The organism is Azospirillum sp. UENF 112521 (genome assembly GCF_058780665.1).
The window spans coordinates 572,911-584,111 of record NZ_JBSNCI010000009.1; the positions used below are offsets into that span (position 1 = coordinate 572,911).

General features: G+C 67.8%; 13 protein-coding genes. 12 read left to right on the plus strand and 1 reads right to left on the minus strand.

Going from position 1 to position 11,201, the window contains the following annotated elements; genetic code table 11:
• The first annotated feature begins 17 nt into the window (after positions 1–17).
• The 7 genes from rimO to ACWPN8_RS34305 all read left to right on the plus strand — a co-directional run bounded on the left by rimO (position 18) and on the right by ACWPN8_RS34305 (position 6,733).
• Positions 18–1,337, plus strand: a complete 1,320-nt coding sequence (gene rimO, locus ACWPN8_RS34275) for a 30S ribosomal protein S12 methylthiotransferase RimO (protein WP_109047847.1) — start codon at positions 18–20, stop codon at positions 1,335–1,337.
• A gap of 30 nt (positions 1,338–1,367) precedes the next feature.
• A complete protein-coding gene (locus ACWPN8_RS34280; RefSeq protein WP_492243997.1) occupies positions 1,368–1,727 on the plus strand; it encodes an HNH endonuclease in 360 nt (119 codons plus the stop codon).
• Positions 1,728–1,797: 70 nt separating this feature from the next.
• A complete protein-coding gene (locus ACWPN8_RS34285; RefSeq protein ID WP_174473426.1) occupies positions 1,798–1,965 on the plus strand; it encodes a hypothetical protein in 168 nt (55 codons plus the stop codon).
• A 132-nt stretch (positions 1,966–2,097) separates the two neighbouring features.
• Entirely contained in the window at positions 2,098–2,349 is a 252-nt protein-coding gene (locus tag ACWPN8_RS34290) for a hypothetical protein (protein ID WP_109096401.1), read from the plus strand.
• A 137-nt stretch (positions 2,350–2,486) separates the two neighbouring features.
• The gene (locus ACWPN8_RS34295) at positions 2,487–2,912 is read left to right on the plus strand and encodes an OsmC family protein (RefSeq protein WP_109096400.1); all 426 of its coding nucleotides are present in this window, start codon (positions 2,487–2,489) and stop codon (positions 2,910–2,912) included.
• Positions 2,913–3,131: 219 nt separating this feature from the next.
• Positions 3,132–4,370 carry an ABC transporter substrate-binding protein gene (locus ACWPN8_RS34300; protein ID WP_492243998.1) on the plus strand — a complete coding sequence of 413 codons (1,239 nt, stop codon included), beginning with the start codon at positions 3,132–3,134 and terminating at the stop codon, positions 4,368–4,370.
• 8 nt (positions 4,371–4,378) lie between these two features.
• The gene (locus ACWPN8_RS34305) at positions 4,379–6,733 is read left to right on the plus strand and encodes a hybrid sensor histidine kinase/response regulator (RefSeq protein WP_109096399.1); all 2,355 of its coding nucleotides are present in this window, start codon (positions 4,379–4,381) and stop codon (positions 6,731–6,733) included.
• Between the two features lie 68 nt (positions 6,734–6,801).
• On the opposite strand, the gene ACWPN8_RS34310 is transcribed toward ACWPN8_RS34305, so the two are convergent.
• Positions 6,802–7,020: a hypothetical protein gene (locus tag ACWPN8_RS34310; RefSeq protein WP_146208013.1), complete on the minus strand. Its 219-nt coding sequence runs from the start codon at positions 7,018–7,020 to the stop codon at positions 6,802–6,804.
• Positions 7,021–7,477: 457 nt separating this feature from the next.
• Here ACWPN8_RS34310 and ACWPN8_RS34315 point away from each other — a divergent pair, with 457 nt between their 5' ends.
• The 5 genes from ACWPN8_RS34315 to paaD all read left to right on the plus strand — a co-directional run bounded on the left by ACWPN8_RS34315 (position 7,478) and on the right by paaD (position 11,182).
• Positions 7,478–8,077 carry a Crp/Fnr family transcriptional regulator gene (locus ACWPN8_RS34315; RefSeq protein ID WP_158285360.1) on the plus strand — a complete coding sequence of 200 codons (600 nt, stop codon included), beginning with the start codon at positions 7,478–7,480 and terminating at the stop codon, positions 8,075–8,077.
• 468 nt (positions 8,078–8,545) lie between these two features.
• Positions 8,546–9,559, plus strand: a complete 1,014-nt coding sequence (paaA, locus tag ACWPN8_RS34320; RefSeq protein ID WP_492243999.1) for a 1,2-phenylacetyl-CoA epoxidase subunit PaaA — start codon at positions 8,546–8,548, stop codon at positions 9,557–9,559.
• 26 nt (positions 9,560–9,585) lie between these two features.
• Positions 9,586–9,873: a 1,2-phenylacetyl-CoA epoxidase subunit PaaB gene (gene paaB, locus ACWPN8_RS34325; RefSeq protein WP_108548838.1), complete on the plus strand. Its 288-nt coding sequence runs from the start codon at positions 9,586–9,588 to the stop codon at positions 9,871–9,873.
• A gap of 15 nt (positions 9,874–9,888) precedes the next feature.
• A complete protein-coding gene (gene paaC, locus ACWPN8_RS34330) occupies positions 9,889–10,653 on the plus strand; it encodes a 1,2-phenylacetyl-CoA epoxidase subunit PaaC (RefSeq protein ID WP_492244000.1) in 765 nt (254 codons plus the stop codon).
• Between the two features lie 7 nt (positions 10,654–10,660).
• A complete protein-coding gene (gene paaD / locus ACWPN8_RS34335) occupies positions 10,661–11,182 on the plus strand; it encodes a 1,2-phenylacetyl-CoA epoxidase subunit PaaD (RefSeq protein ID WP_492244001.1) in 522 nt (173 codons plus the stop codon).
• Positions 11,183–11,201 lie beyond the last annotated feature (19 nt).

The following is an 11,201-nucleotide window of genomic DNA, read 5'->3' on the forward strand; positions in this document are numbered from 1 at the left end:
CGGCCGCCGCCCAGACCATGGGCGCCCCGAAGGTCGGCATCGTCAGCCTCGGCTGCCCGAAGGCGCTCGTCGATTCAGAGCGTATCCTCACCCGCCTGCGCGCGGAGGGGTACGAGATCTCCCCCAGCTACGACGGCGCGGACGTCGTGCTGGTCAACACCTGCGGCTTCCTCGACAGCGCCAAGAAGGAATCGCTGGACGCCATCGGCGAGGCGATCAAGGAAAACGGGCGGGTGATCGTCACCGGCTGCATGGGCGTGGAATCGGACATGATCCGGCAAGTCCATCCCGGGGTGCTGGCCGTCACCGGTCCGCACCAGTACGAGCAGGTGGTCAGCGCCGTGCACGAGGCGGTGCCGCCGACGCACAACCCCTTCACCGATCTGGTGCCGCCGGAAGGGCTGCGGCTGACCCCGCGCCATTACGCCTATCTGAAGATTTCCGAAGGCTGCAACAACCGCTGCAGCTTCTGCATCATCCCGTCCCTGCGCGGCGATCTGGTCAGCCGGCCGATCCATTCGGTCCTGCGCGAGGCGGAGAAGCTGGCGGTCGCCGGCGTCAAGGAACTGCTGGTCATCTCGCAGGACACCAGCGCCTACGGCGTCGACGTGAAGTACAAGACGGAGAAATGGTACGACCGCGAGGTCCGTACCCGCTTTTTCGACCTGTGCAACGAGCTGGCGAACTTCGACCTGTGGGTCCGCCTGCATTACGTCTACCCCTACCCGCATGTGGACGAGGTCATCCCGCTGATGGCGGAGGGCAGGATCCTCCCCTACCTCGACATCCCGTTCCAGCATGCCTCGCCCACCGTGCTGAAGGCGATGCGCCGCCCGGCCGCCCAGGAAAAGCAGCTGGACCGCATCCGCAAGTGGCGCGACGAGTGCCCGCATCTGGTCCTGCGCTCCACCTTCATCACCGGCTTCCCCGGCGAGACGGAGGAGGACTTCCAGTTCATGCTGGACTGGCTGAAGGAGGCCCAGCTCGACCGCGTCGGCTGCTTCAAGTACGAGCCGGTCGAGGGTGCGACCGCCAACGACCTGCCCGGCGCCGTTCCGGAAGAGGTCAAGCAGGAGCGCTGGGAGCGCTTCATGGAGACGCAGAAGGCGATCAGCGCCGAACGGCTCCAGCAGAAGGTCGGCTATACGCTGGGCGTCCTGATCGACGAGGTCGACGAGGACGGCGCCATCGGCCGCTCCTACGCCGACGCGCCGGAGATCGACGGCAACGTCTTCCTGAACGGCGAGACCGGCTTGAAGCCGGGCGACATGGTCGACGTCACCATCGAGCATGCCGACGAGTACGACCTGTGGGGCAGCGTCGAGCGCGATCTCTGAACCCTGTCTATCGACCGACTGGAGAGCGCCATGCCCGTCACGCCGGACGATGCCAGACTGATGGACGTCCAGCAGGGCGGGCGCTGCTTCTTCTGCGACGGGCCGGTGGGGGCGAAGGCCACCTTCGACCATCTGATCCCCCAGGCCTATGGCGGGATCGACGATCCGGCCAACGTCGTGCTGGCGCACCGCCGCTGCAACCAGCGCAAGGACGACCGCCTGCCGACGAATGAGGAACTCGACCGGTTCTTCGCGCTGCGCCGCTCCAGCCGGCTCGGCGTCTGGCCGCCCCTGCGCGTGTTGCGCGACGAGGGGGAGGGAGCGGACGAGGAGGAGCGCTGGATCGCCCTGGCGCAGGCCATCGCCCAGCAGATCGCACGGCAAAGGTGAGGCCGCCCGAAACCAAAGCGGCCCGATCCGGTTAACGGAAGACACCTTATATATAGAAGGAGCGTCGCCGATGACCGGCCAGCAGAACAAGCAGCCCCACACCGAAGAGACCGTCCGCCATACCGAGGGCGAGCAGAACACCGGCAACCACAAGAAGCCGGACGCCCCCGACGCCAAGGGCGCCGACCGCTTCGGCGGCACCCGTGCCGGTGCCGAGAATGTCGAGCCGAAGAAGTAGGCTGCGGAAATACGGGCTTTTCAGGCTGGCATCGCACCGCCGGCCTGTGCGAGATCCGGGGGCGGCATCCGCAGGCTTCATGCCGGGGGGCCGCCCCCACGTCGCACCCATGACCCGGCATCCGTGACCAGAATGGCTCCCTCGATCTTCAAGCGATACAAGCTGCACTTCACCCGCCCGCTGCCGGGGCTGCGTCCGGGACGGCCGGAACGCGACGCCATGGTGGACCGGGTGCGGCGGCTGGCCAGCGAGAACGGCATGGCCGGCGACCTCCACACCATCGCCCCCAACGCCGGCTTCGGCATTCTGGAAGTGCGCTGCACCGAACGTCTGGCCCGCCGCCTGTCGGACCTGTCGGAGATCGAGACCGTCCAGGAGGCCTGACGGCTGGCGACGGACGGCAGGCAGCGCGGAGGTGGTACATGGCTGGCAGTGGCGTTCCCCTGCCCTAGGTCAGGCCGGACCGGTCACGCGACAGCGAGCCACCGGACCGACCACAATCTTCAAAGGGAGACACCAGCATGGCGATGCGGCAATCGGACGCCGAATGGCGTGGCGACCTCAAATCGGGCAGCGGCACGATGCGGCTGGGCAGCGGCGCCTTCGAAGGCAGCTATTCCTTCCCGTCACGCTTCGAGAACGGCCAGGGCACCAATCCGGAGGAACTGATCGCGGCGGCCCATGCCGGCTGCTTCTCCATGGCGCTGTCGGCCGGGCTCTCCCAGGCCGGCCACACGCCGACCCGCGTCCACACCACCGCCAAGGTGCATCTTGAGAAGGCCGGTGCCGGCTTCGCCATCAGCCGGATCGAGCTGGAGTGCGAGGCGGAAATCCCGGGCATCGACGAGGCCACCTTCCAGGAACAGGCGAACGGCGCCAAGGCCAACTGTCCGGTGTCGAAGGCGCTGGCCGGCACCCAGATCAGCCTGACCGCCAAGCTTCTCTGACCCGTCCCGCAGAAAAGACAGCGTCCCGCGGCAGCAAGCGTACCGGTGCAGATAATGCAGCGAGCCACCGGCGGCGAAGCTGCCGCGGCGCTTCATGTCTTCCAAACCTTCCGCTCTGCCGAAGGGCAGATTGACCCCGCCGCTTCCGCCCACCCATAGTGCGGCCTTGCGTGTGCGGGAGCCCATCTTCCGTCCGCCGATCCCATCGAACGACGGTCAATGTTCATCGCAGTCCTTCGCCTTTGCCGGCCGATATTTCTTCTGTTCGCGCTGCCGCTCGCGGCGCTGGCGACGGCTGCCGCCGCCCAGACCGTGGGAGAGTTGGGCAGGGAGCTGGGTGGGGAACTGGGCCGGGAGCCGGTGATCCTGGCGCTGGACGGTGAATTCGGGCTGACCAACAGCACCTCGGCCGAGGCCATCGAACGCGGCATCCTGACCGCCATCGACGACATCAACCGCCAGGGCGGCGTGCTGGGCGGGCGGCCGCTGGAACTGATCACGCGCGAACACCGATCGATCTCTGCCCGCGGCATCAAGAACATCCGGGAACTGGCCACCATTCCGGATCTGATCGCCGTGTTCGGCGGCCGGTTCAGCCCGGTGGTGATCGAGGAGCTGCCGGTCCTGGAACAGACCCGCACCCTGTTCCTGGCCCCCTGGTCGTCGGCCGACGCCATCGTCGACAACGACATGGAGCCCAACTACATCTTCCGCCTGTCGCTGCGCGACAGCCTGGCGATGCCCTTCCTGCTGAAGCGCGCCGCCGACCGCGGCTTCACCCGTGTCGGGCTGCTGCTGACCAACACCGCCTGGGGCCGCTCCAACCTGGAAGCCGCCAAACGCCATCTCGCCGGCCACAAGATCCCGGATCTGGCCGGCACCGCCTGGTACAACTGGCGCGACCGCTCGCTGCTCGACAAGTATCAGGCGCTGGCCGAGGACGGCGCCCAAGCGATCCTGCTGGTCGCCAACGACGACGAGGCCGCCGTTCTGGTGCGCGAGGTGGCCGCCCTGCCGGCGCAGCAGCGGCTGCCGATCCTCAGCCATTGGGGCGTCACCGGCGGCAACTTCGTCGGACAGGCCGGCGCGGCGCTCAGCGAGGTCGATTTCACCGTGATCCAGACGGTCAGCCCCCTCCGCATCCCGCCGGACCGGCTGGCCCCGGTGCTGGAGACCGCCGGGCGGCTGTTCGGCATCCGCCGGCCGGAGGACATCGTGTCGCCGGTGGGCTTCCTGCATGCCTACGATCTGACCCGCATCCTGGCGCTGGCCATCGACCGTGCCGGCACCACCGACCGCGCCGCGGTGCGCGACGCGCTGGAGCAGGTCGGCCCCTATCGCGGCGTGATCCGCGACTTCGACCGCCCCTTCGCTCCCGGCCGCCACGAGGCGCTTGGTCCCGAGGACCTGCTGATGGCACGGTTCCGCAGCGACGGCGTGCTGGTCCCGGTGGATTGAGGACACGGATGACCGATCCCACCCCCCTCGATCCGCCAGCCTACGGCACCATCCCGCGCACCGCGCAGCGGATGCTGACCTCCGGCCGTCTGGCGCGCCGCTTCGCGCTGGTGTCGCTGATGCTGGGCGTGCTGATCGCCATCCTGATCGGCGCCAGCCTGTATGTGGTGTCCAGCCGCCATCTGGCCCGCCAGCACCATGCCAATGTGGAAGCCAACGCCAGCCTCGCCGCCCGCCAAACCGAAGGGCTGCTGAACACGCTGGTGACCACAGTGCGCGAGCTGGCGGACAACAGCATGCTCGCCACCGCGCTGGTCGATTCCGCCGGCAAGGAAACCTACCTGATCCCCTTCCTGGGCAGCTTCAACCACATCGCCAGCGTTCCGGTGGCCCTGGTCTTCACCGATTTCGAAGGGGAGCCGATCGCCGACAACGGCCGCCATGCCGACCCGCTGGCCGTCGCACCCGCCGACATGGCCTGGCTGCGCGCCGCCATCGCCGCCGGCAAGCCGGCCGCACGCGTGGTGCAGCAGGGCGACACGCAGTTCCTGCTGGCGGCGGAGATGCTGATCTATTCCCGCACGATGTCGCCGGAAGGGGCGCTGCTCTACAAGGTGCCGCTCGACTTCCTGGTGCTGCATCCGGAGGCCGAGCTTCTTTACGCCGGTGACGCACCGAAGCCGCCGCCGCCCGACATGATGGCGGTGACGGTGCCGCTGAGCGTGCCGGAACGGCTGGCGTCGCTGGGGCTGACGCTGCGGCTGGAGGCACCGGAAACGCCGCCCTCGGCGCTGCTCTCCTGGATGCTGCCCGCCTACGGGATGGTGGGGCTGGCCGCCCTGCTGGCGATCTATGTCGGCAGCCGCGCCGTCGGCAACCACATGACCCGCTCCCTGCGCGAACTGGAACGGCTGGCCGGCGCCATCGCCACCGACGGCTTCACCGGCCAGCGCGCCGAGGTGCGCGGCAACGACGAGGTGTCCGCCCTGGCGCGCGGCTTCAACGCCATGCTGGACCACATCGCCGGCATCCAGCGCGACCGCGAGATGCGCGCGGCGGAGGAGATCACCATCCAGCGCACGCTGGCCGAGCGCGCCGAGCAGGCCCGAGCCGAGGCGGAAAGCGCACGCAACGAGACGGAACGCTCGCGCCAGGAGGCGGTGATGGCGCTGATGGTGGCGGAGCGCGCCAACGCCGCCAAGACCCATTTCCTGGCCGCGGCCAGCCACGACCTGCGCCAGCCGGTGCAGTCGCTGGTCCTGCTGACCTCGGCGCTGGCGATCCGGCTGGGCGACCACCCCGCCGCCTCCCTGGTCGGCAGCATCGAGGCGTCGATGGACGCGCTGTGCCGCCTGCTCGACGCCATCCTCGACATCTCCAAGCTGGATGCCGGCACGGTGTCGCCCAATGTGCAGGCGGTGTCGCTCGGCACCATCTTCGCGCGGCTGGAGGACGAGTACCGCCTGCGCGCCGCGGAGAAGGGTGTCGCCTTCCGCAGCGTTCCCACCGGCATGAGGCTGAACGCCGACGCAGCATTGCTGGAACGGATCATCCGCAATCTGGTGGAGAACGCCCTGCGCTACACCGACCATGGCCGCATCCTGCTGGGCTGCCGCCATGCCCGCGGGGTCTTGCGCATCCAGGTCTACGACACCGGCATCGGCATCCCGCCCGAACATCTGGAGCGGATCTTCCACGAATTCTATCAGGTCTCCAACCCCACCCGCGACCGCGGCAAGGGGCTGGGGCTGGGGCTGGCCATCGTCGACCGGCTGGCACGGCTGCTGGGATACCGCGTGCATGTCGCCTCCCGGCCGAACAAGGGGTCCTGCTTCACGCTGGAAATCCCCATCCCTGCCCTGCCGGCCGTCGAGGCGCCGTCGGCACCGGCACCGGCCGAACAGGCGCCGGAGCCGGGACGCGGCACCGCCCTGGTCATCGACGACGATCCTCTGGTCCGCGAAGGCCTGACCCTGCTGATCGAGGATTTCGGCTGGAGGGTGACCGCGGCCGACAGCGCCGGCCATGCGCTGCGCCTGCTGAGCGGCCAGGACCGTCCGCCCGATCTGGTGATCGCCGATTACCGGCTGGAGGCGGGCGCCACCGGTCTGCAGGCCATCCAGGCCGTCGAGGTCGCCCTGCGCGGCCGGGGCTTCAGGGTTCCGACCAGCGTGGTCCTGACCGGCGACACCGCACCGCAGCGTATCGCCGACGCGGAGGCCAGCGGCTACCGCATCCTGCACAAGCCCATTGCCGCCAAGGAGGTCGCGCAACTGCTGAGCGACGCCGTTCCGGAGCGGGCCGGAACCGAGGGTGGGCGGAAGACCGGCAGCCGGCGCAATCCCGTCATCCTGCCGGGCTGATCGCGCCGGGCTCACTCGAACCGGTTGACCGGTTGAACCGGTTCGAGTGGGCCGACGCGCCCCTCAGGTCATCTGCGGCCGGATTGCCCGGCGGCGTCCACCTGCAGAACCAGCCGTTCTATCGCCCTTACGGCGCTTTGCTGATACCCGTCCGCCAATCCGGCAGTCTCCTGCCGCAGATGAGCCGCCGCCGCGTCCTCAAGCACGCCCCGGGCCTCCTCCACCGTAAGGAGGCCTTTTTCCACCATGGCGATCACCAACGATTCACAAATCGAGAGAGCGGCCATCCCCGCCGCCCCATCCTCCGCCGTCATCATGCCCCCCGTGTTATTGGATGGTGCTTACCGTCCGGCCATGCTGCCGGTACGTCCAATTGCATAGGGAACAACACCACGGTCGGCCGCGCGTCACAGACCGTTCGAGAAAAATATTTGGCTGATTAACCTATGTTGTGGCCGCCTTTGCCGAAAACCCTAAACGTTCGAGCTCACGCGGAACCGGGTCAACTGCGCGTCCGTTTATCAAAGCGCCAATATTAGGACAAAGAAGGCAAAGACGACCATGACTCGCGCACCGGCGAGCCGCGCCCTAGAGCCCACTCCATTGTGGCTTAAATTGAGCAGCTACCTCATCCTGTCGGACGAGGAAAAGTTGTACCTTACCGATTTGGAAAGGACAATTGCCCGAGTGTCTCCACGAACCGATCTACTCCAACAGGGTGAAAGATATCGGGACGTGCGGATCATGCGGGACGGCTGGGCGATCCGTCACAAGGCTTTGCCCGACGGCCGGCGTCAGGTCGTGAACTTCGTCCTGCCGGGCGACATCATCGGCATGTATTGCACGTTGTTCGAATCGGCCGACCACAGCGTCACCACGCTGACCCCGGTCGAGGTGGCGAGCTTCCCGCCGGAACGGCTCGGCGAGATGTTCCGCTCCTTTCCGCGCCTCGCCGCGGCGCTCGCCTGGTCGGGCGCACGCGAGGAAGCGATCCTGGCGGAGCGGCTGCTCAGCCTGGGGCGGCGGACCGCGCTGGAGCGCACCGCCCACCTGCTGGTCGAACTTCTGCGCCGCCTCAGCATCGTCAACATGGTGACCGACGGCCATTTCGTCCTGCCGGTGACGCAGGAGATCCTGGCCGACGCGCTGGGTCTGAGCATCGTCCACATCAACCGGACCCTGCGCCGGCTGCGCGACAGTGGCCTGATCGAAGTGAATGGCCAGCGCATCACCGTCAACGACGTGCGCCAGCTTGCCTCCGTCGGTCAGTTCGACGAGTTGTACCTCCATATGATCCGCGCCCCCCGTCGCCTGGAGCGCACCTTTTCCGGCGCCGGCGCGTAAGGCGCTGGCTTCGGCCGTTCAAATCCCCCCGAAGCCACGCCTCCCTCCCCCCATCCGCTAGCGTCGCAGTTCCCCGTCACCAGCCCTCCCCCGCCCGGCGGAGCGGCTCCTGACGGGACGCCTGCGCCCGACCGATGCGTGCCGCCGGCCCAATCCACAGCGCCGGGGTCAACCATCGGTCCGGCAGCCATCCCCCCTGCCCGCCCAGCCTTTTCTGCGCCGCACAAAATCCGCAAAACCGCAGCATCGGTGTATCGGTGGCGGTATTCCTGTGCCCATTCTCCCTGCGCACCACCCCGGCATGCGCTCGGGATTTTCAAATCAATGCATTGTTATGAAACGCTTTTATGCGCCCACGCCACCCCACCCCTAAAGCGACACATAATTCCTCTTTACAGTCTTTGATCTGTATCATATTTTTCCTTCAGAAATTGTTCGCTGGACGCGCAATCCATCTCGGGGATGCCGATGTACACGCAGGGTTTGGATGCCAAGACCGAGCAGGGCGCTCAACCGTCCCCCCGGCTGGTGACGGAGCAGGAAACGGCTCTCCAGGGCCGCTTCCAGGAGCGCGTCGATGCGGAGGAGAAGATCGAGCCGCGCGACTGGATGCCGGAAGGCTACCGCCGCACGCTGGTCCGCCAGATCTCGCAGCACGCCCATTCGGAAATCGTCGGCATGCTGCCGGAAGGGAACTGGATCACCCGCGCGCCGACGCTGCGCCGGAAGGTGGCCCTGCTGGCCAAGGTGCAGGACGAGGGCGGGCACGGCCTCTACCTCTACAGCGCCGCCGAGACGCTGGGCGTGTCGCGCGACGAGCTGATCGGCCAGCTGCTGTCGGGCAAGGCCAAATATTCCAGCATCTTCAACTACCCGACCCCGACCTGGGCCGACATCGGCGCCATCGGCTGGCTGGTCGACGGTGCTGCGATCATGAATCAGGTGCCGCTCTGCCGCTGCTCCTACGGCCCCTATGCCCGCGCCATGGTCCGCATCTGCCGCGAGGAGAGCTTCCACCAGCGCCAGGGCTACGAGCTGATGCTGGCGCTGGCCCAGGGCACGGCGGAGCAGAAGCGGATGGCGCAGGATGCGCTGAACCGCTGGTGGTGGCCGTCGCTGATGATGTTCGGCCCGTCGGACGACCAGTCCGCCCACTCCGCCCAGAACATGGCCTGGAAGATCAAGCGCTTCTCCAACGACGAGCTGCGCCAGCGCTTCGTCGACGCCACGGTGCCGCAGGCGGAGTTCCTAGGATTGACCATCCCGGACCCGGAGCTGCGCTTCGACGCCGGGACCGGCCATTACGAATTCGGCGCCATCGACTGGACCGAGTTCAACGAGATCCTGAAGGGCAACGGCCCCTGCAACCGCGAGCGCATCGAGGCCCGCCGCAAGGCGTGGGATGACGGCGCCTGGGTGCGGGAAGCCGCCGTCGCCCATGCCGCCAAACGCAAGCAGCGCGCCCTGAAGAAGGCCGGCTGACCGAAGAATTCCGAGGGGACGAGACGATGGATCGTAAGGACTGGCCGCTTTTCGAGATCTTCATCCGGCCGAAGAACGGGTTGTCGCACAAGCATGTCGGCAGCCTGCACGCCGCCGACGCCCGCATGGCGCTGGACAATGCCCGCGACGTCTACACCCGCCGCGGCGAGGGCGTCAGCATCTGGGCGGTCCCGGCCGCCAGCATCGCGGCGTCGGATCCGGCGGAGAAAGCCAGCCTGTTCGACCCGGCCGACGACAAAATCTATCGCCACCCGACCTTCTACGACATCCCCGCCGACGTCAAAAACATCTAGCCGGAAGACCATCTGATGAGCACGGATCTCAAGGAGGCCCTGTTCGGCTACACGCTGCGGCTGGGCGACACCTCGCTGGTGCTTGGGCACCGGCTGTCGGAATGGTGCGGCCATGCGCCGGAGCTGGAAGAGGACATCGCGCTGACCAACGTCGCGCTCGACCTCGTCGGCCATGCCCGCATGCTGCTGACCTATGCCGGCGAGCTGGAGGGCAAGGGCCGCGACGAGGATCGCCTCGCCTACCGGCGCGACGTCTTCGACTACCGCAACCACCTGCTGGTCGAGCAGCCCAACCGCGACTTCGGCCACACCATCGTCCGCCAGTTCCTGCACGATGCCTGGGCAGTGGAGCTGTACGGGCGGCTCTGCGCCTCGACGGACGAGACGCTGGCCGGCATCGCCGCCAAGGCGGTGAAGGAGGTACGCTACCATGTCCGCCACAGCGGCGATTGGCTGGTGCGGCTGGGCGACGGCACCGAAATCAGCCATGCCAAGGTCGCCGACGCACTGGGCCGGCTGTGGCCCTACACCGGCGAAATGTTTGAGCGCGACGAGGCCGAACAGGCGCTGGTCGCCGCCGGCATCGTTCCCGACCCGGCCGAGCTGAAAGCCGCCTGGACCGCCCGCGTCGAAGCGGTTCTGGAGGACGCCACGCTCGACCGCCCGGCCGACGGCTGGATGCAGAAGGGCGGCCGCCGTGGCGAGCACAGCGAGCATCTGGGCTATCTGCTGGCCGAGATGCAGTTCCTGCCGCGCGCCTATCCCGACGCGACCTGGTGAGGATGCCATGCCGGATGCAGCGGGCTGCTGGGGACCGGAACCGGGTGCCGATGCGGTGGTGAAGGCCGCCTGGGGCGCACTGGCCGGGGTGATGGATCCGGAGATCCCGGTGCTGAGCATCGTCGAACTCGGCATCGTCCGCGCCGTCTCGGCCGACGCGGACGGCCGGCTGTCGGTGGCCCTGACGCCCACCTATTCCGGCTGCCCCGCCACCAACGTGATCGTGCTGGAGGCGGAAACCGCGCTGGCCCGCGCACGCCTCGACGCCCGCGTCTCGGTGGTGATCGCCCCGCCCTGGACGACCGACTGGATCAGCGACGCCGGCCGGGACAAGCTGGCCGAGGTTGGCATCGTCCCGCCGCCGCACTCCGGCAAGCGGGCGCTGACGGCACCGGACGAGGTGATCGCCTGTCCGCGCTGCGGATCGGAGGACACCCGCCAGATCAGCCGCTTCGGCTCGACCGCCTGCAAGGCGCTGCACGCCTGCAACGCCTGCCTCGAACCGTTCGACGTGTTCAAATGCCATTGATCCAAATGCCATTGAGCGG